Origin of the sequence: Thermus albus (assembly GCF_022760855.1) — a bacterium.
Classification (GTDB): Bacteria; Deinococcota; Deinococci; order Deinococcales; family Thermaceae; genus Thermus; species Thermus albus.
Genome location: NZ_JAKTNR010000007.1, coordinates 43,437 through 68,499, shown reverse-complemented (window position 1 = coordinate 68,499; position 25,063 = coordinate 43,437). Strand labels below are relative to the sequence as shown.

The 25,063-nt window shown below is 64.5% G+C and carries 29 protein-coding genes and 1 pseudogene; 12 read left to right on the top strand and 18 right to left on the bottom strand.

Annotation, left to right across the window (positions count from 1 at the left end; translation table 11 throughout):
* Nucleotides 1–4: 4 nt before the first annotated feature.
* Both L0D18_RS08365 and L0D18_RS08360 read right to left on the bottom strand, forming a co-directional pair.
* Nucleotides 5–1,000 (bottom strand): iron ABC transporter substrate-binding protein, encoded by a 996-nt coding sequence (locus tag L0D18_RS08365; protein ID WP_243028422.1) that lies wholly within the window; start codon nt 998–1,000, stop codon nt 5–7.
* A gap of 81 nt (nt 1,001–1,081) precedes the next feature.
* A complete protein-coding gene (locus tag L0D18_RS08360; protein WP_243028480.1) occupies nt 1,082–1,861 on the bottom strand; it encodes a metalloenzyme in 780 nt (259 codons plus the stop codon).
* 120 nt (nt 1,862–1,981) lie between these two features.
* On the opposite strand from L0D18_RS08360, the gene L0D18_RS08355 reads away from it, so the two are divergent.
* A complete protein-coding gene (locus L0D18_RS08355; RefSeq protein WP_243028421.1) occupies nt 1,982–2,410 on the top strand; it encodes an OsmC family protein in 429 nt (142 codons plus the stop codon).
* Here the strand turns inward: L0D18_RS08355 and L0D18_RS08350 are convergent.
* The 3 genes from L0D18_RS08350 to L0D18_RS08340 are packed head-to-tail and all read right to left on the bottom strand — an operon-like array spanning nt 2,407 to nt 4,471.
* Nucleotides 2,407–3,162 carry a zinc ribbon domain-containing protein gene (locus L0D18_RS08350; RefSeq protein WP_243028420.1) on the bottom strand — a complete coding sequence of 252 codons (756 nt, stop codon included), beginning with the start codon at nt 3,160–3,162 and terminating at the stop codon, nt 2,407–2,409. The genes L0D18_RS08355 and L0D18_RS08350 overlap by 4 nt on opposite strands.
* Nucleotides 3,150–3,782 carry an MBL fold metallo-hydrolase gene (locus L0D18_RS08345; protein WP_243028419.1) on the bottom strand — a complete coding sequence of 211 codons (633 nt, stop codon included), beginning with the start codon at nt 3,780–3,782 and terminating at the stop codon, nt 3,150–3,152. The genes L0D18_RS08350 and L0D18_RS08345 overlap by 13 nt, the downstream gene beginning before the upstream one ends.
* Nucleotides 3,779–4,471, bottom strand: a complete 693-nt coding sequence (locus tag L0D18_RS08340) for a sulfurtransferase (protein WP_243028418.1) — start codon at nt 4,469–4,471, stop codon at nt 3,779–3,781. Before L0D18_RS08340 ends, L0D18_RS08345 begins: the two co-directional genes overlap by 4 nt.
* A gap of 98 nt (nt 4,472–4,569) precedes the next feature.
* Between L0D18_RS08340 and L0D18_RS08335 the strand changes: the two genes are divergently transcribed.
* Nucleotides 4,570–5,034: an Hsp20/alpha crystallin family protein gene (locus L0D18_RS08335; RefSeq protein WP_243028417.1), complete on the top strand. Its 465-nt coding sequence runs from the start codon at nt 4,570–4,572 to the stop codon at nt 5,032–5,034.
* 38 nt (nt 5,035–5,072) lie between these two features.
* Here the strand turns inward: L0D18_RS08335 and L0D18_RS08330 are convergent, their stop codons facing one another.
* The 4 genes from L0D18_RS08330 to L0D18_RS08315 are packed head-to-tail and all read right to left on the bottom strand — an operon-like array spanning nt 5,073 to nt 7,729.
* A complete protein-coding gene (locus tag L0D18_RS08330; protein WP_243028416.1) occupies nt 5,073–6,140 on the bottom strand; it encodes a cystathionine beta-lyase in 1,068 nt (355 codons plus the stop codon).
* A gap of 9 nt (nt 6,141–6,149) precedes the next feature.
* Nucleotides 6,150–6,980, bottom strand: a complete 831-nt coding sequence (gene lgt / locus L0D18_RS08325) for a prolipoprotein diacylglyceryl transferase (RefSeq protein ID WP_243028479.1) — start codon at nt 6,978–6,980, stop codon at nt 6,150–6,152.
* Nucleotides 6,981–6,988: 8 nt separating this feature from the next.
* The gene (locus tag L0D18_RS08320; RefSeq protein WP_243028415.1) at nt 6,989–7,243 is read right to left on the bottom strand and encodes a glutaredoxin family protein; all 255 of its coding nucleotides are present in this window, start codon (nt 7,241–7,243) and stop codon (nt 6,989–6,991) included.
* Between the two features lie 3 nt (nt 7,244–7,246).
* Nucleotides 7,247–7,729 carry a DUF456 domain-containing protein gene (locus L0D18_RS08315; protein ID WP_243028414.1) on the bottom strand — a complete coding sequence of 161 codons (483 nt, stop codon included), beginning with the start codon at nt 7,727–7,729 and terminating at the stop codon, nt 7,247–7,249.
* 87 nt (nt 7,730–7,816) lie between these two features.
* Here L0D18_RS08315 and L0D18_RS08310 point away from each other — a divergent pair, with 87 nt between their 5' ends.
* Together L0D18_RS08310 and L0D18_RS08305 are read left to right on the top strand one after the other, a co-directional pair.
* A complete protein-coding gene (locus tag L0D18_RS08310; protein WP_243028413.1) occupies nt 7,817–8,875 on the top strand; it encodes an alanine dehydrogenase in 1,059 nt (352 codons plus the stop codon).
* Nucleotides 8,872–10,203 (top strand): acetyl-CoA hydrolase/transferase family protein, encoded by a 1,332-nt coding sequence (locus L0D18_RS08305; protein ID WP_243028412.1) that lies wholly within the window; start codon nt 8,872–8,874, stop codon nt 10,201–10,203. Before L0D18_RS08310 ends, L0D18_RS08305 begins: the two co-directional genes overlap by 4 nt.
* Nucleotides 10,204–10,207: 4 nt before the next feature.
* Here the strand turns inward: L0D18_RS08305 and L0D18_RS08300 are convergent, their stop codons facing one another.
* A complete protein-coding gene (locus L0D18_RS08300) occupies nt 10,208–10,762 on the bottom strand; it encodes a hypothetical protein (RefSeq protein ID WP_243028411.1) in 555 nt (184 codons plus the stop codon).
* A gap of 397 nt (nt 10,763–11,159) precedes the next feature.
* On the opposite strand from L0D18_RS08300, the gene topA reads away from it, so the two are divergent.
* The gene (topA, locus tag L0D18_RS08295; RefSeq protein ID WP_243028478.1) at nt 11,160–13,430 is read left to right on the top strand and encodes a type I DNA topoisomerase; all 2,271 of its coding nucleotides are present in this window, start codon (nt 11,160–11,162) and stop codon (nt 13,428–13,430) included.
* A gap of 26 nt (nt 13,431–13,456) precedes the next feature.
* Nucleotides 13,457–13,717 carry a hypothetical protein gene (locus L0D18_RS08290; protein ID WP_243028410.1) on the top strand — a complete coding sequence of 87 codons (261 nt, stop codon included), beginning with the start codon at nt 13,457–13,459 and terminating at the stop codon, nt 13,715–13,717.
* Here L0D18_RS08290 and L0D18_RS08285 read toward each other — a convergent pair.
* The 4 genes and pseudogenes from L0D18_RS08285 to L0D18_RS08270 all read right to left on the bottom strand — a co-directional run bounded on the left by L0D18_RS08285 (nt 13,659) and on the right by L0D18_RS08270 (nt 16,317).
* Nucleotides 13,659–14,792, bottom strand: a complete 1,134-nt coding sequence (locus L0D18_RS08285; protein ID WP_243028409.1) for a VanW family protein — start codon at nt 14,790–14,792, stop codon at nt 13,659–13,661. The genes L0D18_RS08290 and L0D18_RS08285 overlap by 59 nt on opposite strands.
* A 25-nt stretch (nt 14,793–14,817) precedes the next feature.
* Nucleotides 14,818–15,534: a pseudouridine synthase gene (locus L0D18_RS08280; RefSeq protein ID WP_243028408.1), complete on the bottom strand. Its 717-nt coding sequence runs from the start codon at nt 15,532–15,534 to the stop codon at nt 14,818–14,820.
* A gap of 54 nt (nt 15,535–15,588) precedes the next feature.
* Complete coding sequence (locus L0D18_RS08275) at nt 15,589–15,891, bottom strand: nucleotidyltransferase domain-containing protein (protein ID WP_243028407.1); 303 nt, start codon at nt 15,889–15,891, stop codon at nt 15,589–15,591.
* Between the two features lie 7 nt (nt 15,892–15,898).
* A pseudogene (locus tag L0D18_RS08270) lies at nt 15,899–16,317 on the bottom strand (HEPN domain-containing protein).
* A gap of 19 nt (nt 16,318–16,336) precedes the next feature.
* On the opposite strand from L0D18_RS08270, the gene L0D18_RS08265 reads away from it, so the two are divergent.
* Both L0D18_RS08265 and L0D18_RS08260 read left to right on the top strand, forming a co-directional pair.
* Nucleotides 16,337–17,464 carry an alanyl-tRNA editing protein gene (locus L0D18_RS08265; RefSeq protein WP_243028406.1) on the top strand — a complete coding sequence of 376 codons (1,128 nt, stop codon included), beginning with the start codon at nt 16,337–16,339 and terminating at the stop codon, nt 17,462–17,464.
* A 4-nt stretch (nt 17,465–17,468) separates the two neighbouring features.
* Nucleotides 17,469–18,239, top strand: a complete 771-nt coding sequence (locus tag L0D18_RS08260) for an SDR family NAD(P)-dependent oxidoreductase (RefSeq protein ID WP_243028405.1) — start codon at nt 17,469–17,471, stop codon at nt 18,237–18,239.
* An 84-nt stretch (nt 18,240–18,323) separates the two neighbouring features.
* On the opposite strand, the gene L0D18_RS08255 is transcribed toward L0D18_RS08260, so the two are convergent.
* A complete protein-coding gene (locus tag L0D18_RS08255; protein WP_243028404.1) occupies nt 18,324–18,866 on the bottom strand; it encodes an NAD(P)/FAD-dependent oxidoreductase in 543 nt (180 codons plus the stop codon).
* Between the two features lie 56 nt (nt 18,867–18,922).
* Between L0D18_RS08255 and L0D18_RS08250 the strand changes: the two genes are divergently transcribed.
* Genes L0D18_RS08250 through L0D18_RS08240 form a run of 3 tightly spaced genes read left to right on the top strand, consistent with a single transcriptional unit; the run spans nt 18,923 to nt 22,485 of the window.
* On the top strand, nt 18,923–20,275 hold the full coding sequence (locus tag L0D18_RS08250; protein ID WP_243028403.1) for a PASTA domain-containing protein: 1,353 nt from the start codon (nt 18,923–18,925) through the stop codon (nt 20,273–20,275).
* A 53-nt stretch (nt 20,276–20,328) separates the two neighbouring features.
* On the top strand, nt 20,329–20,658 hold the full coding sequence (locus L0D18_RS08245; protein WP_243028402.1) for a YraN family protein: 330 nt from the start codon (nt 20,329–20,331) through the stop codon (nt 20,656–20,658).
* 42 nt (nt 20,659–20,700) lie between these two features.
* Nucleotides 20,701–22,485 (top strand): menaquinone biosynthesis decarboxylase, encoded by a 1,785-nt coding sequence (locus L0D18_RS08240; RefSeq protein ID WP_243028477.1) that lies wholly within the window; start codon nt 20,701–20,703, stop codon nt 22,483–22,485.
* On the opposite strand, the gene L0D18_RS08235 is transcribed toward L0D18_RS08240, so the two are convergent.
* The 3 genes from L0D18_RS08235 to L0D18_RS08225 all read right to left on the bottom strand — a co-directional run bounded on the left by L0D18_RS08235 (nt 22,482) and on the right by L0D18_RS08225 (nt 24,059).
* Nucleotides 22,482–23,456 carry an HD-GYP domain-containing protein gene (locus L0D18_RS08235; protein WP_243028401.1) on the bottom strand — a complete coding sequence of 325 codons (975 nt, stop codon included), beginning with the start codon at nt 23,454–23,456 and terminating at the stop codon, nt 22,482–22,484. The genes L0D18_RS08240 and L0D18_RS08235 overlap by 4 nt on opposite strands.
* Nucleotides 23,453–23,623 (bottom strand): hypothetical protein, encoded by a 171-nt coding sequence (locus L0D18_RS08230; RefSeq protein WP_243028400.1) that lies wholly within the window; start codon nt 23,621–23,623, stop codon nt 23,453–23,455. The genes L0D18_RS08235 and L0D18_RS08230 overlap by 4 nt, the downstream gene beginning before the upstream one ends.
* A gap of 205 nt (nt 23,624–23,828) precedes the next feature.
* Nucleotides 23,829–24,059: a hypothetical protein gene (locus L0D18_RS08225; protein WP_243028399.1), complete on the bottom strand. Its 231-nt coding sequence runs from the start codon at nt 24,057–24,059 to the stop codon at nt 23,829–23,831.
* 72 nt (nt 24,060–24,131) lie between these two features.
* Here L0D18_RS08225 and trmB point away from each other — a divergent pair.
* Nucleotides 24,132–25,063 (top strand): tRNA (guanosine(46)-N7)-methyltransferase TrmB (gene trmB / locus L0D18_RS08220; protein ID WP_243028398.1); only part of this gene is annotated, 932 nt, incomplete at its 3' end.

Here is a 25,063-nt window from a genome sequence, read left to right as displayed (position 1 = left end):
AGCCTTAGAGGATACCCAGCTCCCGAAGGAGCTTGAGGGCCTGGTCCAAGGGGAGCTTTTCAAAGTCTAGCCTCGGGCTCTTCTTCAGAGCCTCTTCCAGGGGCAGGAGGTGGGTGTCGGCCACCACCCCTTTCACCAGGGGGTACTCGCCTATGTTGCCGGCAAAGTACTGTTGCCCCTTGGGCGAAAGAAGGTAGGTGAGGAAGCGGTTGGCGGCCACCAGGTTCCTGGAGGTCTTGAGGATGCCCGCCCCTGTGACCAGGGCCAGGTTGCCCACATCCCCGTCCTTGAAGTAGTGAAGGCCCAGGTTGTACCCCGCCCGGCGGAAGCGCACCACGTAGTAGTGGTTGGTGGAGCCAAGGTCGATCTCCCCGGCGCGGACAGCGTCCAACATGGCCGGGTTGGAGGCATAGCTCTTGGGATTAAGGGCTTTCATGGCGGAAAGCCATTCCCGGGTCTTGGCCTCCCCATGGAGAGCAATCATCCCGGCCACCATGTCCTGGAAGCTGGAGTACGTGGGGGTCCAGCCAATCCTACCCGCCAGGCCCTTGTCCTGGGCGAAGCGGGGGAGGTCCAGGATGCTCGTGGGGAGTTCTTCCGGCTTAAACTTCTGGGGATTATAGGCCAAGACCCTAAGGCGCAAGGTGATGGGAACCCAAGCCTTGGAGGCAGGCACGAAGGCCGCAGGTTGCTGCAAGAGGGTTTCTCCCAAGGGCCTAAGAAGCCCCTTGGCTGCCGCCTGGCCCAAGGCGCCTGCGGTGTTGGCCCAGAAGATATCCGCGGGGGAGCGGCCTCCTTCCTCCTGCAGGGCGGCCAAGATCTGGGCGTCGGTGCCATAGCGCACCTGGACCCGGATGCCGGTTTCTGCCTGGAACTGTTTCACTAGAGGTTCCACAAGGCTCTGCTCCCGTCCGGAGTAGACGGTCAGGGTCTGTCCTTGGGCGGAAGCCAGCCCTAAAGCCACGATGCCTATCAGGGTCACAAACCTTCCAAGCCGCATCTTGTCTCCTTTCCCCCCGGTGGTAAGCCGGGGACGAGGGGCCCCTCTGCCTGGGGACTTTACCCCAAGGGGGGATTAAAGTCAAGTATTCCGGTCGGATTTTATAGGTTTAGAAGTGATAATCACTTGCAGCCAGGGGAGTAAGCCCACCAGGTCCTCCGGCCAGAAGCCGGTTTGCTGCCCCGTATAGACTAAGGGCACGGGGTTTTGCGTATGCTGGCGGTGCCAGGGCTCCTCGGCGTTGCCGTGGTCGGAGGTGAGGAGGAGGGTGCCCCCTTCCTCCAAGAAGCCCTTCAGGAAAAGGGAAAGCTCCAGGAAGCGTTCGGGTAGCGCCTCTGGGAAACGGTGGGCGAAGAGGTCCAGGGCCCAGTATTCCAGGACCACCAGGTGGAAGCTCCGGGCCAGGGAAGCCGCTTGGGCACCGGCTCTATAGGGATCCTCCCAAAACCCAGGGGAGAGGGCCTCTGGGTGGCCCAGGGGCAAAAGGGGAAGGCCTGCTAAGAGGGCGGCTTGAGCGAAGGCGGAAAGGAGAAGCCTCCTTCCTTCGGTGGCCCCTTTCAGGTATTCGGGCCGGTAGGCGTTGGCGTGGAGGATGCGTAGGCCTGTTTCCTTCGCCCAGGCGTACAGGCTTTTTTGCAGAAGGGGCCTGAGCCTGGGGCTGGGGAAAGGCCCCTGGTGGTGGCCGAGAAGGCGGGGGGCATTGACCCCAGTAAGGAGGGTGGTCTGGCCCGTGCCCGACTGGGGCAGGCCCTCCACCCCCAAGGTGGCGTCCAAGGCCTTAGGGGAAAGCCCTAGGAGGAAGGGGAAAAGGTCCTCCAGGGCCTCACCTAGGCCGAGGCCGTCCACGAAGAGGAAGAGCACGCCTTTAGTGTGCTTCCGCTTAAGCCCCTTCGTCAAACCGCAAGGGATAGGGGTAGAAGGTGCCTTGCCTCACCCGGCGGTTGTGCGGGTGAGGGGTATCCTGGAACCGGAGGTAAAGCTATGCCGGTAAGAAAGGCCAATGCGATATGGGAAGGCGGTTTGCGTAACGGTCAGGGTCTAATGAAGCTGCAAAGCCAGGCCTTTGAGGGGCCCTATTCCTTCCCCTCCAGGTTTGAGGAGGGGCCGGGGACCAACCCCGAGGAGCTCATCGCCGCCGCCCATGCGGGCTGCTTCTCCATGGCCTTGGCGGCCTCCTTGGAGCGGGAGGGCTTCACCCCCAAGCGGGTTTCCACGGAGGCCCGGGTGCACCTGGAGATGGTGGAGGGAAAGGCCACCATCACCCGCATTGACCTCGTTACCGAGGCGGAGGTGCCGGGGATAACCCCGGAGAGGTTCCAGGAGATCGCCCAGGCGGCCAAGGAGGGATGCCCGGTTTCCCGGGCCCTGGGGGCGGTGAAGGAGATCACCCTCGAGGCCCGCCTGGTCTAGCCCTCCCCTTTCCACAGGAGCCGGCCGCAAGAGGGGCAGCGCACCAGCTGCCCCTGGACTACCTTCTGGGCCACGTGGGTGGGCAGGACCACGTTGCACCCCTCGCAGCGGAAAACCTGGCCTTGGCGGAGCATGCGGGCGATGCCGGTGCCCTTGCGGGCCCGGCGGATGGCCTCGTACTCCTTCAGGACGGGGGCAGGGATGGCCTGGGCCATGAGGGAACGTTCCTCTAGCCTGAGGGCGATTTCCGCCCTTAGGGCCTCCACCCGTACCCGGTTGGCCTCCAAGAGTTCTTCCAGGCGGGGCTTTAAGGCGGCGAGCTCGGCTTCCACCTCCTGGATCTCGCCTTCCAGGTTCTCCATGGCCTCCATGATGGGGGTGGAAAGCTCCAGGAGCTCTTTGATGCGGTCCTTGATCTGCTGGATGCGGTTCTCGTACTGGGTCTGCTCGCGGGCGCTTTGGGCCTGGCGTTGCTCGGCCTCCGCCTGCTTCTCCTTGGCGGTGAGGTCCTCAATGTCCAGGCTGTGGCGGTTGTACTCCTTGCGAAGCTCTGCCTGGCGCTCCAGGAGGTCCGCGAGCCGGCTTTCCAGGGCCTCCACCTGGGCTTTCACCGCCACGAGGTCTTGTGGAAGGGTTTCCGCCTCCTTTTGCAATCGGTCTATCTCCAGGTCCTTTTCCTGAAGGCTGTAAAGAGCCTTAAGCGCCTCAAGCTGTCCCCTGTGGGGAGCATCCGCCCCGTTCACGCTTCCCATTCTAACCCTAGGAGGAAGGGGTTGGTCTTGCCCTCGAGGGCCAAAGTGGTGGGGGGCCCGTGCCCTGGGTAGACCTCCGTCTTGGGGGGCAGGGTGAGGAGGCGCTTTAGGGAGCGGAAAAGGTCCTCCCGGTTTGCCCCCGGAAGGTCGTAGCGGCCGATGCTTCCCCGGAAGAGGAGGTCCCCGGAGAAGACCATAGGGGACTGGGAGGCTTCCAGATGGAGGAAGGCCACGTGCCCGGGGCTATGGCCGGGAAGGTGCCAGACCTTAAGGCCAAAAAGGGACATGCCCTCGGCCAAGGGTTCCACGGGTAGGGGAGGCTTGGGGATGGAGAGGCCAAAGAGGGCCGCCATCTCCTGGGCCTTTTGGTAAAGGGGAAGGTCCAGGGGGTGGAGGAAGACGGGTAGGGACAGGGCCTCCACCAAGGGGGCCACGGCCCCCAGGTGGTCAAAGTGGGCGTGGGTGAGGAGGATGGCCTGGGGCGTTAACCCCGTGGACTCCAGGAGGGCCAGGATCCTTTCCGCTTCGTCCCCGGGGTCCAGGAGCACGGCACCCTCCTTCCCCGCCACCAGGTAGGCGTTGGCCTCCAGGGGGCCCACGCTTAGCCGGTACACCCTCATGGCTCGGTGGGAAGCCCCTCCTGGAGCCACTCGTGCATGGAGCCCAGGTAGTTCCGGGCCCTGACCCCGAGGCTCCTCAGCACGAAGAAGGCCACGGCGCTCCGGGCCCCGGAGTGGCAGTAAAGCCCCACCTCCTGCCCCGGCTCCAGGCCGAGCCGCTTTAGCACCTTGTCCGGCTCCAGAAAAAGCCCCAGGGGGGCGTTCCGGCTTCCGGGGATGCGTCCTCCCCGGGGGCAGCAAGGGGGGTGGACCTTGCCCTGGTGTTCCTCGGGGCTACGCACGTCCAAGAGGAGGGGGTGCCTCGCGGCCTCGTCCGCGGTGAGGAGCCAGTCCCGCCGGAGGCGGGCTATGGTATCCGAGCGCTCAGGTTTGGGCTCTTCCCGCTCGGTGGCGTGGGCCTCCCAGCCCTCGGTCCAAAGCTCCACCTCTAAGCCTCCAAGCCCCAGGAAAAAGGCGGTGCGGCAAAGGCGGCTGGTGAGGCCCTCGTCGTAGAGGACCACGGGGCTTTTGAGCCCCAGTTCCTGGAAAAGCTCCGTTAGGCCCGCTTCCAAGGCTTTCAGCTCCGCCTCTTCCCGCAGGCGAAGCCTGGGGGCGGAAAGGTCCAGGTGGCGGGCACCCGGTAGGTGCCCGGCCTCGTAGGCGGCCCGGGGACGGGTATCCACCAGGACGGCTTCGGGAGGGATCTCCATGCCCCTGATTATAGGGGGCGCATGGGTAGGCGCTAGAGGATAAGGATACTTGACAAACTAAGGTGCAAGTGATATAAGTGAAGCAGGAGGTGATAGGTATGGCCCTGGTTCGCAGGGATGCACGGCCCATGGAGATCACCCCCTTCCGCACCTGGGGTCCTTTCTCCCTCCTGGAGGAGGCCAACCGGCTCTTTGAGGAGGTCTTGGGGGACTTTGCCCGGCCCGTGGCCACCCACATGGCGCCCGCGGACCTCTACGAGACCGACGAGGCCTTGGTCCTGGAGATGGTGGTGCCGGGCCTGGCCCCGGAGGACCTCGAGGTGAGCCTCGAGAGCAGCAAGCTCACCATCAGGGGCCAGGTGAAGCCCGCGGAGGAGGCCAAGGTGCGCCGTTACTACCTGCAGGAGATCCCCCATGGCTCCTTCGTGCGCACCTTCACCCTTCCCGTGGAGGTGGATGCCTCCCAGGCCAAGGCGGAGTTCCGCCATGGCGTCTTGCGCCTCACCCTGCCCAAGGTGGCCGAGGCCCGGGCCAAGCGGATCCCCATTGAGGTGGTCCACTAGGCCTTGGTCCTGCCTAACCCCTGGGGGTTCTCCAGGGGTTAGGCCTTTTTTAAAGCACCTTCCAAGCGCTTTAGGGCCTCCTCCAGGACCTCGGGGTAGGTGGCGAAGTTGAGGCGCACGTAGCGGTCGTACCCTTCCCCGAAGTTCTCCCCGGGGTTCAAGGCCACCCGGGCCTCCTTGAGGAAAAAGGCCCCTGCCTTAGGGATGGGGGTCTTGAGCCAGGCTAAGTAGGTTCCTTCTGGGGGAAAGTGACCAAGACCCACCTCCTTGGCCCAGGCCGCCACCCGGTCGCGGTTCGCCCTAAGCCGGGCCAGGGTCTCCCCAAGCCAGGCCTCCCCTTCCCTTAGGGCCGCCTTCCAGGCGGCCATGGCCAGCACGTTGGGGAAGGTGTGGGGGAGGTGGCGCCTCAAGGCCTCCACCAGGGGCTTCGGGCCTACCGCCGCCCCCATGGGCAGTCCGGCCAGGTTGTAGGCCTTCCCGGGGCCCAAAAGGGTTAGGGTGCGCTCGGGGAGGAAGCGGGCCAAGGGCACGTGGCCCCTCTCGTAGGTGAGGGGGGCGTGGAGCTCGTCGGAGACCACGATGAGGTCGTGCCTGCGGGCGATGGCGGCCAAAGCGGCAAGCTCCTCCTCCCCAAAGACCCTTCCCGTGGGGTTTTGCGGATGGCAGAAGAGGAGGAGCCGGCTGGCGTAGGCCAGGCGCTCCAGGCCCTGAAGGTCCAGCCGGTACCCGGCCTCCGTCTCCCGTAAGGGGTTGGCCAGGACCGTGCGCCTTTGCTCCCGGATGGCGGCCAGGAAAGGGGGATAGATGGGGACCTGGGTCAAGACCCCTTGCCCCGGGGCGGTGAAGGCGGCCACGGCGGCATAGAGCCCCACCACCACGCCCGGCATAAAGGCTACTTCTCCCTCCAGGCCTGCCCTCTCCAGAATGAGGGCCCTAAGCTCCCCGTCCCCTTCCCGGGGGGGGTAGCCCAAAAACCCCTGGGCCCTTTCCCCTATGGCCTGGCGGATGGGCTCGGCCACGGGGAAGTCCATATCCGCCACCCATAGGGGCAGGACGTCTTCCGGGTAGGTGCTCCACTTGAGGGAATCCTTGCGGGGAGGAACCATGGGGTTATCTTAACCAGATCCCCTTCCCAGCCGGCGGAGCATGTACCAGGAGAGGAGGATGAGGGGGAGGCTCACCACCTGGGTGGCGGTGAAAAGACCGATGCCCAGTTCATCGTTCCGGTAGACGGGAAGCCACAAGGGATTCAGGCGGAAAGGCTCCTCCAAAACCGAGCGCAGCACGCTGTACCAAAGGATAAAGTTCCAAAAGGCATACCCATAGAAGGGCTTTTTGCGAAGCCAAAGGTAGGAGAGGGGGAGGAGGATAAGGCCCACCAAGGCCCCGTAGATCTGGGTAAGGTGCACGGGGCCCCGGAGGAGCTCGTCACACCGATAGACCTGGGAGATATCCTCAATGCCGGGGCAGATTCCGGGAAACCCCTTGGCCCACTCCGGCCAGGTGAAGCCGAGGGGCAAGGAGGTGAGGCGGCCCACGGTGTCCGAGCCATTCATGAGGTTCCCGATCCTGCCGGCGATGATGCCCAGGGCCACGCCGGGCGTGGCGGCGTCCAGGTAGGGCCAAAGGGGGTAGCCCTTCTTCCTGTGGAAGTAGAGGAAGGCCAAGGCCCCACCCAGGATGGCCCCGTGGAAGGAGAGCCCCCCGTGCCAGATGTAGAGAATCTCCAAGGGGTTTTGCAGGAAGGGGCCGGGGGAGGTGAGCACATAGCCTAGCCTCGCCCCCACCACCCCCCATACCACCCCCCAGAAGGCCACGGTTTCAAACCTTTCCGCATCCAGCCCCCAGGCCCTAAGCCTGCGCTTGGCCAGCTCAAAGCCGATGAAGATGGCCAGGGTAAGGAGGAAACCATACCACTGGATGCGCAAAGGGCCCACCTGAATCATGGTGGGGTTCATGCCCCACCCCCTCTTTGGAGCCTTTCCGCCAGCTCCCGTAGGGATCTCTCGTCAAAAATCCCTTCTAAAAGCACCCTGTCCCCTAGGAGAAGCACGGGGACCCGGAAGGTGTAGAGGCGGAAGAGCTCCGGGTCTTGGTCCACGTCCCGGCGCACATAGGGAATCCCTAGGGTCCAAAGGGCCCTTTCTGCTTTTTCGCAAAGCCCGCACCCCTCACGGGTGACGAAAACCAGGTCCATGGAAGAAAGCATACCCTAGCCGTGGAAGATGGACCGGATGACCAAAAGCCCCATGGCCACATGCACCAGCACCTTGGCCACCACGCCGCCCATGAGGCCCACCAGGGTTCCCCAGGCGGCCCTTAGGGCCTCCTCTATCCTTCTTCCCGAAAGATACTCAAAGAGCCAGGCCAGGAGGAAGGGCAAGACCAGCACTCCTAAAACCCCAAGGAAAAGGCCCAGAATGCCCCCCAAAAACGCTCCCCAAAGCCCGGCCCGGCTGGCCCCATAACGCCGGGCTCCTAGGAGGGTGGCCACGTTGTCCAAGGTCATGGCCAAAAGGGCCAAGGCCCCCAAGGCCAGCCACACCCCCAGGGAGAGCTCCCGGAAGCCCACCAGGGCTTCATGGAGCAGGGCGGCGGCCAGGATGAGCAAGGTGGCGGGGACAAAGGGCACCAAGGTTAAGAGCACCCCCGCTCCCCAAAGGACCACGAAGAGCCAGTCGGCGAAGGCATCCACAAAACAAGCCTAGGATGGGATTCCATGAGAAGGAAAAGGGACATCCGCCCTCCGCTTCCCCTTTAAGCTCAAGGCGAGGAGGCGGGTATGGAGTTTGGCCTACCCAAGGAACAGGGCGTGGTCAAGACCCAACCCCCCTTCGGGGAGGTGCGGGAAGGCCGGGTGGCCCTCACTCCCCAAGGGGTGCGGGAGTTGGTGGGCCGGGGCCACCGGGTCTTTGTGGAGCGGGGGGCCGGGGAGCGGGCCGGTTTTGCCGATGCCCTTTACGAGGAGGCTGGGGCCCGGCTGGTGAGCCGGGAGGAGGCCTTTGGCCGGGGGGAGGTGGTCTTGAAGGTGGGAAGGCCCACCCTCGAGGAGCTGGCCCTCCTCCGCCCCGGGGCCACGGTCATGGCCTTCCTGCACCTGGCGGTGGCGGAATCGGGCCTGGTGGAGGCCATGGCGGAAAAGGGCCTTACCGCCATCGGCTACGAACTGGTGGGCCAAGGGGACAGGCGCCCCGTGCTCAAGGCCATGAGCGAGATCGCCGGCCGCCTGGCCCCCCAGATTGCGGGGAGGCTCCTGGAAGCCCCCCTGGGCCCCGGCATCCTCCTTTCCGGCCTACCCGGGATTCCCCCTGCGGATGTGGTCATCCTGGGGGCGGGGGTTTTGGGGAGGGCGGCGGCCCGGGCCTTCTTGGGGGTGGGGGCCTCGGTCTACCTCTTGGATAAGGAGCTTTATGCCCTGGAGGAAGCCTCCAAGGAGGCCAAAGGGGCGGTCACGGCCCTCATCACCCAGACCCGCTTGGAGCGGTACGTGGCCTTCGCCGATGTCCTGGTGGGGGCGGTGGCGGTACCGGGGGAAAGGGCCCCCCTCCTCCTAAGCCGGGCCCTGCTTTCCCGCATGCGCCCGGGGGCCGTGCTCCTGGACTTCGCCATTGACCAGGGGGGGATTGCGGAAACCAGCCGGGTGGGGGTGTACCAGGAGATGGGCATCACCCACTTCTGCCTCCCCAACGTCCCTGCCCTGGTTCCCCGCACCGCCAGCCACGCCCTCACCGCCACCCTTTTGCCCTTCCTCCTGGAGGTGGAGGACGACCCCTTGAGGGTGCCCGAGCTCCGGCAAGGGGCCTACCTCCTCTTGGGCCAGAAAGGAGGGCACCTGGAATGAGCTACCGCAAGAAGCTGACTTCTCCGGAAGATGCCGTAACCCTCATCCGGTCGGGCATGCGGGTCTTCGTCTCCGGGAACGCCGCTACCCCTACCCCCATCTTGAAGGCCTTGGCCTCCCGTAAGGACGAGCTGGAGAACGTGGAGCTGGTGCACCTCCTCCAGATGGGGGAGGATCCCTTCGGCCTCCCCGAGATGGAGGGGCATTTCCGCCGCCGTTCCCTCTTTGTGGGGCCTGCCGACCGGGAGGCGGTGAACGAGGGCCGGGCCGATTACGTTCCCGTCATGCTCCACCAGGTGCCTTGGCTTTTCAAAAGGCGCATCCTGCCCCTGGATGCCGCCATCGTCCAGGTCTCCCCGCCCGATGAGCACGGGTTTTGCTCCCTAGGGGTGGAGGTGATCGCCACCAAGGCGGCCCTCGAGGCCGCCCCCCTGGTGATCGCCATGGTGAACCCCCGCATGCCCAGGACCCTGGGGGATACCTTCGTCCACGTCTCCCGCTTCACCGCCATCGTGGAGTTGGACTGGCCCTTGCCCGAGCTGAGGCGGGAGGGGTTTGGCGAGGTGGAGCGGAGGATTGGGGAGCACGTGGCGAGTCTTATAGAGGACGGGGCCACCCTGCAGCTGGGCATCGGCGCCATTCCCGATGCCGTCTTGGCCAGCTTGGAGGGCCGGCGCGACCTGGGGGTCCACACGGAGATGATCTCGGATGGGGTATTGGAGGCCTTTGAAAAGGGCCTCATCACCGGGGCCAAGAAAACCCTCCACCCCGGCAAGGTGATCGGCACCTTTGTCCTGGGCTCGGAAAGGCTTTACCGCTTCGTCCACGACAACCCCCTTTTTGAGCTCCACCCCGCCGACTACGTGAACGACCCCTTTGTGGTGGCGCAAAACCGCAAAATGGTGGCCATCAACTCCGCCATCGAGGTGGACCTCACGGGACAGGTGGTGGCGGATTCCATCGGCACCCGCATCTACTCCGGCTTTGGCGGCCAGCTGGACTTTATCCGCGGGGCGGCCAGGAGCGAAGGGGGCAAGCCCATCATCGCCCTTCCCTCCACCGCCAAAGGGCATAGCCGCATCGTCCCCTACCTTCGGCCAGGAGCGGGGGTGGTCACCACCCGGGCCGATGTGCACTACGTGGTCACCGAGTGGGGCGTGGCCGAGCTCTTTGGCCGTTCCTTACGGGAGAGGGCCATGGCCCTTATCCATATTGCCCACCCCGATTTCCGGGAGGAGCTTTTGGAGGCGGCCTGGGAGAGGAGGCTCCTTCCCCGGAGCCATCCTGGGGTTTCTCTTCCTCAAGGGAAGAACCCCGGGGAAGGGTAGGGGCCTAGCGGATCCTCACCCGGTAACACACCTCTCCCATCTCCCCTGGCCCCACGGTGCCCACGGCCACCCTTACGAGGCCGCTGGCGATCTCTCCGGCATCGTCTCCACTTTGGGCGGTGAGGTACTGGGTGGTGGTTCCATGGGTGCAGCGGATGGCCTGGCCCCCGTAGCCGGCCACGGCGGTGAGGGCATCGGTGAAGAAGGGCACGGGGTCAGAGAGGGTGAAGTTGCTGACGGGCTGGGTGCCCAGGTTGCGGTAGGCGATGCAGTACTCCAGGACCTCATTGGGCTTGCCCTGGGCGGTGGTGCCGAAGGGGGTGTTTTGGGAGACGTTGCGCACCCGCTTGTCCAGGCGCACCTCTCCACCGGTCACCTGCAGGGTGTCCGTGAGGGTGTCGGGTTCTTGGACGCTGGCGTTATAGGCCCAGGTGAGGCGGGCTTCCAGGAGGGCGATGTCCATGGCTCCGCTTGGCTCGCCTGCGGGGGCCAGGGCCCGGACCTCTAGGGCACAGGCCCTGAGGCCACCATCGGCTTCCCTAGGCCAGGCGCTACCCACGGTAAAGGTGTAGGGGAAGGAGGCCCAGGCTAAAGAAGGCCTTGAGTAACAGGGTTTTTCCGTTCATATCCACCTCCCGAGAACCAGGCTATGAGCCTGCTGTGAAAGCCTTGCGAAAGCCCCACCATGGCATTTTGGTCAGGCTTGCCTATTCGTGCAAACACTTTGGGACTGGAGGGCTAATGGAGCGCCAAGGCGGGATGGTCTAGGCCTTCTGGGGTTTCCGTCTTGACAAGCAACGCCAAAGGCCCCTAAATGGGGGGCGATGCCGAGGGCGAAAGGGGTGAGCCCTTCCAAGACCAAAGGCCCCTTGCAGAAGGAGCCTCAAGAGGCTTCTTCCCAGGCTGCCACCTTGGTGGTGGTGGAGTCTCCCGCCAAGGCCAAGAGCATCCAGAAGATGCTGGGTCCAGGTTATGAGGTGCGGGCCAGCCTGGGGCACGTGGCCGATCTGCCGGAAAGGGAGCTTGGGGTGGATGTGGAGCGGGACTTCGCTCCCGCCTACGAGGTGAAGAAGGATAAAAAGCCGGTGGTGGAGGCCTTAAAGCGGGCGGCAAAGGGAAAGCGCCTCCTCATCGCCACGGACCCCGACCGGGAAGGGGAGGCGATTGGCTGGCATGTGGCGAGGCTTTTGGGGCGTGATCCTGGGGAGCCTTTGAGGGTGGAGTTCCACGAGATCACCCCCAAGGTGGTGCGGCAGGCGGTGCAAAACCCGAGGCCCATTGACCAGAACCTGGTGGATGCCCAGCAAGCCCGGCGGGTGCTGGACCGGCTGGTGGGCTACAACCTTTCCCCTCTTCTTTCCCTGGAGTTCCGCAAGCGGGCCCTTTCCGCTGGCCGGGTTCAGAGCGTGGCCCTGCGGCTTCTGGTGGAGCGGGAGGAGGAGATAGAGGCCTTCCGCCCGGAGGAGTACTGGACCTTGGAGGGGGTTTTCACCCTGGGCCAGGACAGGATGCTTTCCGCCAGCCTCTACGAGGTGGAGGGCAGGCGGCTTTGGGCTGGCCAGGGGGAGAAGGAGGGGAAGCTTCACCTGGCGGGTGAGGCCCAGGCCAGGGTCCTGGCTGAGGAGGCTTGGGCAAAGGCCTACCGCGTGGCCCGGGTGGAGACCAAGGAGCGGCGCAAATCCCCCCCGCCCCCTTTCACCACCTCCACCCTGCAACAGGCAGCCAGCAGCCGCCTGGGCTACACGGCAAGCCGCACCATGCGCGTCGCCCAGCGCCTGTATGAGGGTGTGGATCTTCCCGAGGGCACGGTGGGCCTCATCACCTATATGCGCACGGATTCGGTGCGGGTGTCCCCGGAGGCTTTGCAGGTGGCGCGGGAAGTCATACGGCAAATGTTTGGGTCCGGGTACCTGCCGGAGGCCCCTAGGATCTATCGCAACCGCAAGGAGGGGGTACAGGACGCCCACGAGGCCATCCGGCCCACCGATGCCAGGCGTACGCCAGAAAGCGTGAGGAAGTACCTTTCCGAGGAGGAGTACCGCCTTTATGACCTCATCTGGCGGCGCTTTGTGGCCAGCCAGATGGGGGATGCCCTCTATGAGCAGACGGTGGTCCTGTTGCAGGATGAGGGGGAAACCCCTCGCTTTACCTTCCGGGCCTCGGGTTCGGTTTTGCAGTTTGAGGGGTACCTAAAGGCCTGGGGGCGGGAGGCCACCTCCTCTGAGGTGCCGGGGGAAGATCAGGATGCTTTGCCCGAAGGGCAAACAGATTTGCGTAGGCAAGAGGAAGCCTCTGTCCTGCCTGAGGTGGCCGAGGGGGAGAAGGCGGAGCCCGTCCAGCTGGTACCCAAGCAGCACTTCACCGAACCCCCACCCCGCTACACCGATGCCACCTTAGTGAAGACCATGGAGGAACTGGGCATTGGCCGCCCTTCCACCTATGCCCCCACCCTGGAAACCTTGGAGAAGCGGGGGTATACGGTGCGCAAGGGGCGCACCCTCCTGCCCACCCCTTTGGGCCGCCAGGTGACCCATTACCTTAAGGAGCGCTTTCCCCAGGTGGTGGCCTACGAGTTTACCGCCCGCATGGAGGACGGGCTGGATCAGGTGGAGGAGGGGAAGGTTCCTTGGCCTAAAGTGGTCTGGGAGTTTTACGAGCCCTTCTTGGGGGAGCTTTCCCGGGTGCCCAAGAAGACCTGCCCCCAGTGCGGAAGGCCTTTGGAGCTAAAGGTAAGCCGCTATGGGCAGTTTCTGGGGTGTACGGGCTATCCTGAATGCACGTATACCGAGCCTTTGGAAAAGAAAAAGGAAGCGGAGCCCATTGGGGAGGCCTGCCCTAAATGCGGAAAGCCCCTGGTGCGCAGGGAAGGCCGTTACGGGAGCTTTATTGCCTGCTCGGGGTATCCGGAATGCGACTACACCCGGGACGACGGGGAGCCCACGGGTCATGCCTGCCCTAAATGTGGGAGCCAAGTTTTGGAGAAGCGAAGCCGGCGGGGAAAACCCTACTACAAGTGCGAGAACAACGCCTGTGGCTTTTTAAGCTTCTATCCCTTGTTGGAGCAAAGCTGTCCCGCCTGTGGCTGGCCTTTGGCCAAAAAGGGGGAAGGGGCTTGCTTAAACCCCTCTTGTCCCCAGCATGACCCCAAGTTGATCCCCGCCCCTAAGACCCCCTCGGCCGGCAAGGGAACCAAGGCCTCTAAGGGCCGGGCCAAGCTCAAGCGGTAGCCTGGCGGGCAGGAGGTGGCTACCCGATGGAGAGCTTCAAGGTGCATTTCCTGCGTTTGGCGCGGGAGGGAAGGGTGGAGGTGCCCGGGGTGCCCGTGCAGGGCTACCCCCTAACCCAGGAAGAGGGCCGGGAGAAAGGGGGCTTTTATCTGGTCCTCGAGGGGGAGCTGGTCATTGACCTACCCCAAGGCCGGTACTTGCACCTGAAAAGGGGGGAGGCTGCCCGGGTTACGGAGCCCCACCGCTTGGTGCCGGTGGAGCGGGTGGTGCTTTTGGAGCTGGTTTAGGCCCCACCAGGTAGACCGCTCCCCAGGGGCGGTAGACGCTGACCACCTTGTCCTCCCGAACCCGGCCATCCCTATAGCGCACCGTGCGCCTCACCTCCACCCGGGCACCTTCGGCGGCAAAGTCCACCTGCTTGCGCACGCCGGGGGGTAGGGAGGGGTCCGGGATCTCCTTTGGGGGGAGGGGTGGTTTCTTGTCGGAAATGAAGGGGCCTTCCCAGCGCACCTCCCGGTCTTTGGTGCCAAAGAGGTGGAAACGGAGGGTGGTGCCCTGGACGGAGCGTTGCACCAGGATATGGCCTGGAGTGTCGTTCAACACCTTTAAATCCTTGTAGGGTTGGATCACCGCGGCATCCAGACCCGGGGGCTTGTAGTAGGCCACCTGGTAGCTGTGGGCGTGGCGCTCCAGGATGGGAAGCCCCGCCAAGAAAAAGGCGCGGAACAAGGTGGTGGATACCTGGCAGACCCCGCCGCCCACCCCTTGCTCCGTGCGATCGCCCACGATGACAAAGGCCTCTTTGTAGCCTTCTTCTTCCGTGATGGGCCCCAAGGCTTGGTTTAAAGAGAAGGTTCCCGGGGGGATGAGGAGACCGTCCAGCTTGCTGGAGGCTAGGAGCAGGTTATGGGCCCGCTCCCGGCTGGAACCCCGAAAATCCGTTTCCCCTGTGGCCAGGTGTTCCCGCACCCCCAGGGCGTAGAGGTCCTTCAGGCTTGGGCTTGGTGAGGTGTAACGGGCAGGGAGGCGGAAGCTTTTGCGCCCCCCCCTCAGGGCTTCCCGGTAGGCGGCCAAAGCTTGGGCCTCATCAAAGGAGATCCCCTTCTTCTCTACCCCTCGCCAGCGGCCACCCTGCAGGATAAACCTAGGGGGTCTGGGTTCCCGGCGGAGTTCCCTTAGGAGGGCCTTTAGTTCCTCCTCCGAACGGATGGCGTAGGACCGGCTTCCCACATAGGTTCGCAGGATGCCCTCCTCTACGGCGTCCTCTTCCAGGACCAGGATGGCTTGGATGGGAGGGGAATCGCTCCCCCCTTGGGCCAGGGCCAGCCCGAGGGCGAGGGCCCACGTGAAGCGACGGAGCATGGAGGCCATGCTAGCAGGTTGCTTGTCAAGGCTTTGTAAAAAGACCTACCGCCTGGTATAGGGCTACCTCTTCCTCCGGGCTCAGGTAGCGGGCCTGGCCCTTGGGCAGGTCGCCCAGGGTGAGGGGGCCTAAGGAGAGCCGCTTCAGGTAGAGGACCCGGTTGCCCCGGGCCTGGAACATGCGCTTCACCTGGTGGAAGCGGCCTTCCCTTAGGACCAGCTCCACCCAGGTGGGGTCCTCCTGCCAGGTGAGTTCTGCCGGGAGGAGCTGTTCCCCATCCAAAAGAAGCCCTTGGCTGAAGGCCTTCTGGTCCTCCCAGGTGGCCGGGCGTTCCAGGTGGACCAGGTAGCGCTTTTCCACCTTGTGCCGGGGGTGGGTGAGGCGGTGGAGGAGTTCGCCGTGGGTGGTGAAGAGGAGGAGGCCTTCCGTGTCCTTGTCCAGGCGGCCCACCGGGGAGAGGTCCCGGGTGGGAAAGCCCTCCAGGAGGGCATAGACCGAAGGGCCTTCCGTACGGCTGGTGATGTACCCTGCCGGCTTATGCAAGAGGATATGGTGATGGCGCCGCAGCGCTAGGGATTGGCCGTTCACCTCGAGCCGCGCCCCTGGGGGTACGGGAAAGGCAGGGTCCTGGACCACCTGGCCCCCCACCTGCACCTGGCCGCTTCGCACCAGGCGGGCCACCTCCTTGCGGCTTCCTAGGCCCAGGCGGGCAAGGACCTTGTCCAGCCTTTCCCTTCCCATATCGCCTGGTTCCCCAGATTCATTCTGCTCGCAAAGGGCCCCTTTGGGGCAGCCTTACAGCTCCAAGGCTCCTTCCAGCCACCACAAGGCCCCCTTGGCCTTTTGTTGGGCGAGCTCCTCAGGGGTCAGGCCCTTGGCCTCCACCCGGCCCAGGTTCAGGCTTTGGAGAAGGAGGAAGCGTTCCAAAGGGTCCTTGGGCAGATGGGGGGAGACCACCAAGAGGTCTATGTCGCTTTCCAGGTTGAAGCTTCCCCGGGCCACGGAGCCGTAGAGGTAAACCCGGGCTTCTCCCAAAGCTTCCCGCACCCTTTGGGCATAGGTCCTGGCCTCTTCCAGGAGGGCCTCCCAGGCTGCCATTCGCAGTTTAAGGGCCTCTGAAGCCATGCCAAGCCTCCTCTGCCCATTTCAGGATGTCCTCGGCGGCTCTTAAGGCTTCCGCAGCCCGGGCTTGCGTGTAGTACTCGTGGGGGCTTCCTTCGGGATAGGCATCGGGATACCAGGCGGGAATGTAGTGGGCGTCTAGGGCTCGCGCCCCTTCTTCCAAGGCCTCGAGGACCTCAAGGCCTGCCTCCTTTAAGGCCTGGAGCAGGCGGATAAGGGCGTGTCCGAAGGCGGGCCGCCCAGCCCCCGTAAAAGGCCCTTAAGGGCGAACTCCGCTGCCTGATGGGCCTTAAAGCTGGCCCAGTCGTAATCCCCCTCCTTCAGGTCCTGCCAACCGGAGGCCAGGGTGTGCCGGGCTTGGGAGCGCCATCTTGCCCATTCCTCAAAGTCCAAGGGCACCATCCACCTTATCCTAAAGGGCATGAGGCTTTACCAGGAGGATAGCTACGCCACTCGCTTTCGGGCACGGGTGGTACGGGCTTGGAGCGACGCGAAGGGCCACTATGCCGTGCTTTCCGAGACCCTTTTTTACCCCGAGTCCGGGGGGCAGCCTGCGGATACGGGGGTCTTGAGGGGGGATTTTGGCGAGGTGCGGGTGGAGCACGTTTTTGAGGAGGCCAAGGCCTTTGGGGAGGTGGTGCACCGCATGGCGGCTCCCATCCCCGAGGGGGTGGAGGTGGAGGGGGAGATTGACTGGAATAGGCGCTTTCGTCACATGCAGCGCCACACCGCCCAGCACATCCTCTCCCAGGCCCTTTTGCGGGCCGGGGGATATCACACGGTGGCCGTGAGCCTGGATAGCCCTATCTCTACGGTGGACCTCGAGGAGGAAGCCCAAGACGCCAAGGTCCAAGAGGCCGAGGCCCTGGCTAACTTCGCCGTGTACGCCGACTATCCCATAGAAGCCTTCTGGGTTTCCCAGGAGGAACTGGGCCGCTACCCCTTAAGGCGGCCGCCCAAGGTGCAGGGCAGGGTGCGCCTGGTTAGGATCGGGGATTTTGACCTGGCGGCCTGCGGGGGCACCCACCTCAGGACCAGCGCCCAGGCCGGGCCTATTAAGGTACTCAAGTGGGAGCGGTACAAAGGGGGAAGCCGGGTCTACTTTATGGCCGGCTGGGAGGCCTTGGAGGACTACCACGCCAAGCACGCCCTCCTTTCCCGCCTGGCCCTTTCCTTCTCCACCAGCCCCTTGGAGCTGGAGAAGCCCGTGCGCAAGCTTCAGGAGGAGCTTTATGCCCTAAAGGGGGAGAACCTGGAGCTTAAAGAGGCCTTGGTGGAGGCTCTCTTGCCCCGGGCCTTGGCCGAAGGGGTGCTCCTGGTGCCCGCTGCCGTTTTGGGAGACCTGGCCAAGAAACTCCTCTCCTGGGGCGACAGGACCTTTTTGCTCCTCTCCTCCGAAGGGCGCTTTGCCGCCCTTGGCCCAGGTCGGCAGGCGGTTTTGGGAAGGCTCAAAGCCTTGGGAGCCAAGGGCGGGGGGAAGGAGGTGGTGCAGGGGAGCCTGCCCAAGGAAAGGGTGGCTGAGGCCCTGGACCCGGGCCTCGTAAGCTAGGGGCATGGGGCTTTTTGAGGGGAAGGGGGTTTTGGTAACAGGAGCTGCCCGGGGCATAGGCCGGGCCATCGCCCGGGCCTTTGCCCGGGAGGGGGCTTTGGTGGCTCTTTGCGACTTACGGCCTGAGGGGCGGGAGGTGGCGGAGGAGGTGGGGGGCTTTTTCGTGCAGGCGGATCTGGCCGAGGAGAGGGACCGGGTGCGTTTCGTGGAGGAGGCGGCCCGGGCCTTGGGGCGGGTGGACGTGTTGGTGAATAACGCCGCCACGGGCGCCCCGGGATCGGCCCTTACCGTGAAGCTTCCCCAGTGGCGAAAGGTGTTGGAGGTCAACCTCACCGCCCCCATGCACCTTTCCGCCCTGGCGGCCAAGGAGATGGCCAAGGTGGGTAGGGGGGCCATCGTGAACGTGGCCAGCGTCCAGGGGCTCTTTGCCGAGCAGGAAAACGCCGCTTATAACGCTTCCAAGGGGGGGCTGGTCAACCTCACCCGGTCCTTGGCCTTGGACCTGGCCCCTCTGGGCATCCGGGTGAACGCCGTGGCCCCAGGGGCCATCGCCACGGAAGCGGTGCTGGAGGCCATCGCCCTTTCCGAGGACCCAGAGAAGACCCAAAGGGACTGGGAGGACCTGCATGCCCTAAGAAGGTTGGGCCAGCCGGAAGAGGTGGCGGAGGCGGTGCTCTTCCTGGCCTCGGAGAAGGCCAGCTTCATCACCGGGGCCATCCTGGTGGTGGATGGGGGCATGACGGCCAGCTTCATGATGGCGGGTAGGCCGGTATGAGACGGCCCCACCCTGGCTTGCGCCAGGGTGGGGGCCCCGGGAAGGCCCTTTCCTGGAGGCCATCTTGGAGGTGGAGCCTCGGTTTCAGGTGGCGTGGTCCTTGTAGGGTTCTCCCCGCAGGTCGGAGATGAGGTGCACGGCCACATAGGCCCCGTCCCCTGCGCTCACAATGGCGTGCCCCGGCACCTTACCCCGGGCCACCCCAGCGGCGTAGACCCGGGGGTAGCTGGTGCGCCCCATCTCGTCGGTGTCAATGTAGACGCCCTTTCGGGTTAGGCCTAGGAGGGAGGGCAGGGTGGGGTCCTTATGGGTGCAAAGAAGAAGCCGTTCGGCTTCCACCACGCCCTCCTCGGTTTCCACCTCAAAGACCCCTCCCAGGTCCCGCACCCCTTTGACCACCCCTTTGCGGATCTCGGCCCCGTAGCGGCGGGCGTGCTCCTTTAGCCTTTCCAACAGCTCTTCCCCAGAGGGCTCATCCAAAAGGCCCGGGTAGTTGGGCACCCGGCTCACCTGCCGGATCTTGGAGTGCCCGCCGTCCAACACCAAGACTTTAAGCCCGGCTCGGGCCAGGAAAAGGGCCGCAGAAAGACCAGAAGGACCACCACCCACCACGAGAACATCCCACATACCACCTAGAGTATAGGGGTTTGGGGGTTCTCTTGGGGGAGTATAATCGGGCACGCATGCTTCTGGATGACCGCTACCCGGTGCTGGAAACCCTCGAGGAAAAGGAGGGGATCGTCCTTTATCGGGTGGAGGGCGGGGTGGTTTTCTTCTTTCAAGTGCACACCCCCGAGGACAAGGAGCGCTTTTACCGGTACCGGGCGGCCATCAAACGCTTAGAGGAGCTTGGGCTTGTGGAGGCGGTGGTTTCCGCCAAGCCTGGGCGCTACTACGCCTTTTTCCCCGAGCGTCCCTTGGCCCGGAAAGCGCCGCCCCGGGCTGCCCTCGAGGCCCTGGCTCCCTTGGGATTCGGCCCGGAGCACCTGGCTATGGCCGAGGAAGGGGTGGCCTACCTATCCCCCTGGCCCCTAGGGCCTGCCCGGCGGGCCTTGGCCCGGTCCGCTTCCCGCCTTCGGCCTGGCTTTCTTCTGGGGGTGGCCCCGGGCCTTCTCCTCTTCCTCCTGGGGCTATGGCTTTTTTCCCAAGGGGTTTACCGCTACTTCAACCCCCCGGAGTACGCCGTGCCGGACCTGGTGGGCAAAACCGCCCGGGAGGCCTTTCTCCTCCTGAAGGATACGGGGCTTAGGCTGGAGGTGGAAGAGGGTAACGACCCCGCCAAGCCCAAGGAGGTGGTGCTGGCCCAGGAGCCCCCACCGGGTACCCGCCTTCGGGCCGGGCGCACCGTGCGCCTTACCCTTAACCAGGCCCGGCTGAATCCCTTGCCCGAGCTGAAGGGGCTTCGCCAGGAGGAGGCCGAGGCCCGGCTTTCCGAGCTGGGGTACCGCCTGGCTGGGGTGGCCCAGGTGGAAAGCCCCGAGCCCTTGGGCACGGTGCTGGCCAGCGATCCGCCTCCTGGCACCCCCTTGCCCCCTGGGGCCACGGTGCGCCTTCTGGTCTCCCGAGGGGCTTCCCTGGGTCCCACCGTGCCCCTGCCCCAGCTCACGGGCTTGGACCAAAAGGAGGCCCTTTTCCTCCTGAACGCCATGGGCCTGCAGGTCCAGGTGGAAGAGGTGCCCTCCGGTGCTCCCCCCGGCACGGTTTTGGCCCAGGAGCCGGCCCCCGGTACCCCCATGCCCCCGGGAAGCGGGGTGCGCCTAAGGGTGGCGGTGAGGGGAGAGGTGCGGGTGGGGGCCTTGAACCCCCCACCCCCTAAGGAGCCCGAGGTGCGTACCGTCTCCCTAGACCTGAACCTCCCCCCGGAGGCGGAGGGGCGCCAGGTGCGCCTGGTGTTTGTAGACGACCGGGGGGAGCACCTGGTCTACGAGGGGGAAGGGCAGGAGGGCTTACGGGTTACGGGCACCTACCAGGTGGTGGGGAAGGTCCTCTTTCGGCTTTACCTGGACGGGGAGCTCTTTCAGGAGTGGACGCCTTGAAGCCGTTTTGGCCTCGCGCCGGTACGGAAGGAAACCCCATCTGGAGGGGGTAGATGAGGGGAGGTTGGGCCGAGGACTTGGCGCTTTCCTATCTTCTTGAACGGGGGTACCGGCTTCTTGGGCGCAACCGCCGCACCCCTTTTGGCGAGGTGGACCTCTTCATGGAGAAGGACGGGGTGTATGTGGTGGTGGAGGTGAAGCAACGTGGCTCGGGGGCGTTTGGAGGCCCTTTGGAGGCCATTACCCCGAGGAAGGTGGAGCGCCTGCTGAAAAGCGCCCACCACCTTTTGGGCCGGGACGATCTCCCAGTGAGGCTCGAGGCCATCCTGGTCCACGGCACCCCAAGGTCCCACCGGCTGGAGCACCTGGTGCTGGAAGTGTAGGCGGCAATCCTCACGGCTTTTCCCCTTTGGGTAAGCTTGGGGGTGTTTAGGAACCTCGAGGCCTACCTCCTGTCCCTGGAAAAGAGGGGGGAGCTTAAGCGCATCAGGGTACCCGTTTCCAGCGAACTGGAGATCACCGAGATCGCGGACCGCATGGTGAAGGCGGGGGGGCCAGCCCTTCTTTTTGAAAGGGTGGTGGGTAAGGACTTCCCCGTGGCCATCGGCCTCTTTGGCACCCGGGAGCGCACCGCCTTGGCCTTGGGGGTGGAGGACCTGGACCAGCTTGCGGCCAAGGTGGAAGCCTTGCTGGCCCTTAAGCCTGGCAAAGGGGGACTTTCCGCCCTTTTGAGCCTGCTTCCCAAGCTCCCTCTCCTCAAAGGGTTTTTCCCCAGGTGGGTGCGAAGGGCTCCGGTCCAGGAAGTGGTCCTGAAGGGGGAGGCGGTGGACCTTTCCCGCCTTCCCATCCTCAAGTGCTGGCCCTTGGACGGAGGGCCTTTCCTCACCCTGCCCCTGGTGATCACCAAGGACCCAGAGACCGGGGAGCTCAACGTGGGCATGTACCGGATGCAGGTCCTGGACGGGAAGAGCACCGCCATGCACTGGCAGCTCCACAAGGTGGGCCGCCGCCACCTGGAGAAGGCCAGGAAACAGGGGAAAAAGCTGGAGGTGGCCGTGGCCTTGGGAGGGGATCCCATCCTCACCTATGCCGCCACCGCCCCCTTGCCCCCCTTGCCCGGGGTGAGCGAGTTCCACCTGGCGGGCTTTCTGCGGGGAGCCCCAGTGGAGCTGGCCCGGGGGCTAACCGTGGACCTGCCGGTGCCTGCCGAGGCGGAGTTTGTCCTGGAGGGCTACATTGACCCGGAAGAGCCCCTGGTGGAGGAAGGCCCCTTTGGCGACCACACCGGCTTTTACACCCCCGTGGACCTTTACCCTCGTTTTCACGTGACCGCCATCACCCACCGGCGGGGAGCCATCTACCCCGCCACCATTGTGGGGATGCCCCCCATGGAGGATGCCTACCTCATAGAGGCCTCCGAGCGGCTTTTCCTGCCCCCCTTGCGCTTGGTGCTCCCCGAGGTGGTGGACTACCACATGCCCCCCGAGGGGGTGGCCCACAACTGGGTGAACGTGGCCCTGCGCAAGGAGTACCCAGGCCAGGCCTACAAGGTGGCCTATGGGATGCTGGGCCTAGGCCAGATGATGTTCGCCAAGGTGATCGTGGCCGTGGACGGGGACGTGCCGGTGAAGCCGGGCTTTAGGACCCTGCAGGAGGCCCTTAAGCATGCCCTACCTGGCCGGGATACCCTTCTTCTAAGAGGGCCCATGGACGTCCTAGACCATAGCTCCCGCGGCTTTGCCTTTGGGGGAAAGCTGGTCCTGGACGGCACCCGCAAGCTTCCTGAGGAGGGGGGAGAGGTGCCCTTCACACCCCGGGCGCATGCGGAACTACCCCCTCTGGAGGTGGAGGACCAACGCCAGTGGCCGGGGATTTGGGGCGTGGCCTTGCGCAAGGAACGCCCAGGGCAGGCCTTCTCCTTGGCGGAAAGGCTCCTCAACACCCCGCAAAGCGCTGGCATCCGCCTTCTTCTCCTGGCGGACCACGACACCCTCTTGACCCCTGAGGAGCTCCTTTGGGCCGTTCTTAACAACATAGACCCGGAGCGGGATGCCCGGGTCATGCAGGGGGTGGAGGGCCCGGTTTTGGTGCTGGACGGCACCCGTAAGTTCCCCGAGGAGGGCTTCACCCGCACCTGGCCCGAGCGCATCCGCATGGACCCCCGCATCCAAGCCCTGGTGGACTCCCGTTGGGAGGAGTACGGCCTTTAGGCCGTTCGCAGGGTTCGGTTGCGGATAAGGCCGCTTTTCATGGCCCGCACCACCTCCCGGTGGAGCCTTCCCTTTCTCGCTTCCTCCTCCAGCACCCCTAAGGCTTCCTCGGGGCGCAAGAGCTTGCGGTAGGTGCGCACGCTGGTGAGGGCATCGTAGATGTCGGCGGCGGTGAGGGCCTGGACCAGGAGGGGGATATCGGTAAGGCCATCGGGGTAGCCGGAGCCGTCCAGCTTCTCATGGTGCCAGCGCACATACGGCCTTAGGCGAGGGTAAGCCCTTAGGGGCTGGATGATCTCATCGCCCTTCACCGGGTGCTGTCGGATGAAGCGCCACTCGTTTTCCGTGAGCGTGTAGTCGCCCCGCAGGATATGGTCGGGGATGGCGATCTTGCCCACGTCGTGTAGCAGCGCCCCCATTCGCAGGTCCTCCAGCTCCCCGTTCCTGGCCCCTAGCTCCTCCGCGGTCCAAAGGGCGTATTGGGCCACCCTTTCCCCGTGGCCGGCGGTGTAGGCGTCCTTGGCCTCCACTGCCCGCACCAAGGCCAGGAGGGTTCTTTCCAGGTCCTCCAGCTTTTCCTGAAGCCGGCGCCTTTCCAGGTGCCCCCGCACCCTGAGCCGGAGTTCCGTGAGGTCCACGGGGCGGTTCAGGAAGTCGTCGGCCCCGACTTCTATCCCCCTTAGGCGCACCTCCTTGTCCCCATCGGCGGTGAGGAGGATCACGGGGAGAAGGGGATCAAGGGCCTTGACCCTGCGGGTGAGTTCCAAGCCATCCATGACCGGCATGTGCAAATCGGTGAGCACCACCTGGGGGAGGCCATCCTTAAGAAGATCCAGGGCTTCTTGGCCGTTCCGGGCTTCCTGCACCTCTACCCCTAGGGGCTCGAGGGCCCGCATGAGGAGAAGGCGCTGGATAGGTTCGTCATCCACCAACAAAACCCGCTTGGGGGAAAACGCTGCGCTGGGTTTCATAGCCCCACCCCCTTAAGGATCAAGGTCAAGAGGCCACTCCGGCCACTTTCCATCTGTCCTGTGCGTTCCACCAGGCCTTTTCTTTCCAGGTGGAAGAGGTAAAACCGCGCCAGGTCTAGGGGCATTTCCAGGGCTTTGGCTAAGGTTTCTGCGGAAGCCCCCCTCACCAGGTGGGGCAGGGCCTTTTGCAAAAAGCTTTCCTGGGAAAGATGCTTCCTTGCTATAAGGGTGGCCTTGAAAATGGCCCGGGGGTGGGGGAGGTAGGGGCGGTAGCGTTCCAGCTCGTCCTGAAGAGTGACGGTGCTGAGAAGGACCTTCTCCAGAGGCCAGTTCAGGCGGTGCCGGTGCTTGGGTTTTGCCCCGGGAATGAACTCAAAGCTGCCTTGCCGGGCTTGGATCAGGGCTTGTAAGACGGCCTTGGGCCATCAGGGAATCCAGGGGCTTACCGTTTTGGTCAACGGAGCGGATACGGCTGGGCTTCAGGTAGATGGTGGTGGCGGGAATATCCTTTACGTTCCAAATCTCTAGGGCCCCTTCCTTTTGGGCCAGGACCTGGAGGAGCTCCTCCAGGGGTACGGAATGGAGATTGCCAAAGAGGGCCATAACCCAACCTCCTGCTTCCATCTTGGGTCTATCCTGTGAAAAGGTTTTGAAAAGGTCCTATAATCTCCCTTTGTGTTGGTGCGACCCGCTTCCTTGGCCACCTGGCCTCCCCGCATCCAGGACCTCTTTGGCCAGGAGGGGCCTTTGGTCCTCGAGGTGGGCTTTGGCGACGGACGCTTCACCGCGGAGCTGGCCCAGGCCCACCCCCACTGGCTCATCCTGGGGGCCGAGGTTTCGGCGGCCAGCGTCCTTAGGGCCTATAGGCGCCTGAGGCGGGAGGGGATTGGGAACGTGCGCCTTTACCACGGACAAGGCCCCTTCGCCCTACGGAACCTGGTTCCACCGAGAAGCCTTAGGCGGGTGATCGTCAACTTCCCCGACCCCTGGCCCAAAAAGCGCCACCAGAAGAAGCGCCTTTTGCAGGAGGGTTTTTTCCGCAGGCTTTCCACCCGGCTTGGGGAGGGCGGGGACCTCCTTCTCACCACCGACCACGAGGAGTATTTTCGCTTCGCCCTGGAGGAGGCGGAACGAACCCGGCTCTACCGGGTGGAGGTGAAGGACCCTCCTGAGGCCCATCTCCGCACCAAGTACGCCCTCAAGTGGCAGGAGGCAGGCCGCACCTTTTTCCATGCGGTCTTTACCAAGGTGGCCGAGGATCCCATGCCTTGGCCGCCCATAAGGAGGTATCAGGTGGCCCACGCCCTCTTAAAGGGGAATCTTCCGGAAAAGCTGGTCTTGGTTAAGGCCCCCGTGGTTGTTCCGGGCGGGGTGGCGGTCTTTTTGGAGGTGGCCCGGGGGGAGGAGGGCTTTTATGTCCTCACCCATGTGGAGGAGGAGGACCTCACCCAGGGCCTGCTCTTGGAGGTGCGGGGGAGTACCAAGGGCATCTACGCGGGCGTAAGCCGCTTCGGAAGCCCCCTCATCACCGATGGGGTTAGGGGGGCGGTGCAGGCCTTGGTGCGGGAGCTGGAGAGGATGGGTCTAGAGGTGGTGCAGGACCACAC

Excerpts from the sequence above, each read along its gene's own strand:
- L0D18_RS08365 (WP_243028422.1), bottom strand. The coding sequence starts at position 1,000 with ATGCGGCTTGGAAGGTTTGTGACCCTGATAGGCATCGTGGCTTTAGGG.
- L0D18_RS08355 (WP_243028421.1), top strand. The coding sequence starts at position 1,982 with ATGCCGGTAAGAAAGGCCAATGCGATATGGGAAGGCGGTTTGCGTAAC.
- L0D18_RS08350 (WP_243028420.1), bottom strand. The coding sequence starts at position 3,162 with ATGGGAAGCGTGAACGGGGCGGATGCTCCCCACAGGGGACAGCTTGAG.
- L0D18_RS08345 (WP_243028419.1), bottom strand. The coding sequence starts at position 3,782 with ATGAGGGTGTACCGGCTAAGCGTGGGCCCCCTGGAGGCCAACGCCTAC.
- L0D18_RS08340 (WP_243028418.1), bottom strand. The coding sequence starts at position 4,471 with ATGGAGATCCCTCCCGAAGCCGTCCTGGTGGATACCCGTCCCCGGGCC.
- L0D18_RS08335 (WP_243028417.1), top strand. The coding sequence starts at position 4,570 with ATGGCCCTGGTTCGCAGGGATGCACGGCCCATGGAGATCACCCCCTTC.
- L0D18_RS08330 (WP_243028416.1), bottom strand. The coding sequence starts at position 6,140 with ATGGTTCCTCCCCGCAAGGATTCCCTCAAGTGGAGCACCTACCCGGAA.
- lgt (WP_243028479.1), bottom strand. The coding sequence starts at position 6,980 with ATGATTCAGGTGGGCCCTTTGCGCATCCAGTGGTATGGTTTCCTCCTT.
- L0D18_RS08320 (WP_243028415.1), bottom strand. The coding sequence starts at position 7,243 with ATGCTTTCTTCCATGGACCTGGTTTTCGTCACCCGTGAGGGGTGCGGG.
- L0D18_RS08310 (WP_243028413.1), top strand. The coding sequence starts at position 7,817 with ATGGAGTTTGGCCTACCCAAGGAACAGGGCGTGGTCAAGACCCAACCC.
- L0D18_RS08305 (WP_243028412.1), top strand. The coding sequence starts at position 8,872 with ATGAGCTACCGCAAGAAGCTGACTTCTCCGGAAGATGCCGTAACCCTC.
- topA (WP_243028478.1), top strand. The coding sequence starts at position 11,160 with ATGCTGGGTCCAGGTTATGAGGTGCGGGCCAGCCTGGGGCACGTGGCC.
- L0D18_RS08290 (WP_243028410.1), top strand. The coding sequence starts at position 13,457 with ATGGAGAGCTTCAAGGTGCATTTCCTGCGTTTGGCGCGGGAGGGAAGG.
- L0D18_RS08285 (WP_243028409.1), bottom strand. The coding sequence starts at position 14,792 with ATGCTCCGTCGCTTCACGTGGGCCCTCGCCCTCGGGCTGGCCCTGGCC.
- L0D18_RS08280 (WP_243028408.1), bottom strand. The coding sequence starts at position 15,534 with ATGGGAAGGGAAAGGCTGGACAAGGTCCTTGCCCGCCTGGGCCTAGGA.
- L0D18_RS08275 (WP_243028407.1), bottom strand. The coding sequence starts at position 15,891 with ATGGCAGCCTGGGAGGCCCTCCTGGAAGAGGCCAGGACCTATGCCCAA.
- L0D18_RS08265 (WP_243028406.1), top strand. The coding sequence starts at position 16,337 with ATGAGGCTTTACCAGGAGGATAGCTACGCCACTCGCTTTCGGGCACGG.
- L0D18_RS08260 (WP_243028405.1), top strand. The coding sequence starts at position 17,469 with ATGGGGCTTTTTGAGGGGAAGGGGGTTTTGGTAACAGGAGCTGCCCGG.
- L0D18_RS08255 (WP_243028404.1), bottom strand. The coding sequence starts at position 18,866 with ATGTGGGATGTTCTCGTGGTGGGTGGTGGTCCTTCTGGTCTTTCTGCG.
- L0D18_RS08250 (WP_243028403.1), top strand. The coding sequence starts at position 18,923 with ATGCTTCTGGATGACCGCTACCCGGTGCTGGAAACCCTCGAGGAAAAG.
- L0D18_RS08245 (WP_243028402.1), top strand. The coding sequence starts at position 20,329 with ATGAGGGGAGGTTGGGCCGAGGACTTGGCGCTTTCCTATCTTCTTGAA.
- L0D18_RS08235 (WP_243028401.1), bottom strand. The coding sequence starts at position 23,456 with ATGAAACCCAGCGCAGCGTTTTCCCCCAAGCGGGTTTTGTTGGTGGAT.
- L0D18_RS08225 (WP_243028399.1), bottom strand. The coding sequence starts at position 24,059 with ATGGCCCTCTTTGGCAATCTCCATTCCGTACCCCTGGAGGAGCTCCTC.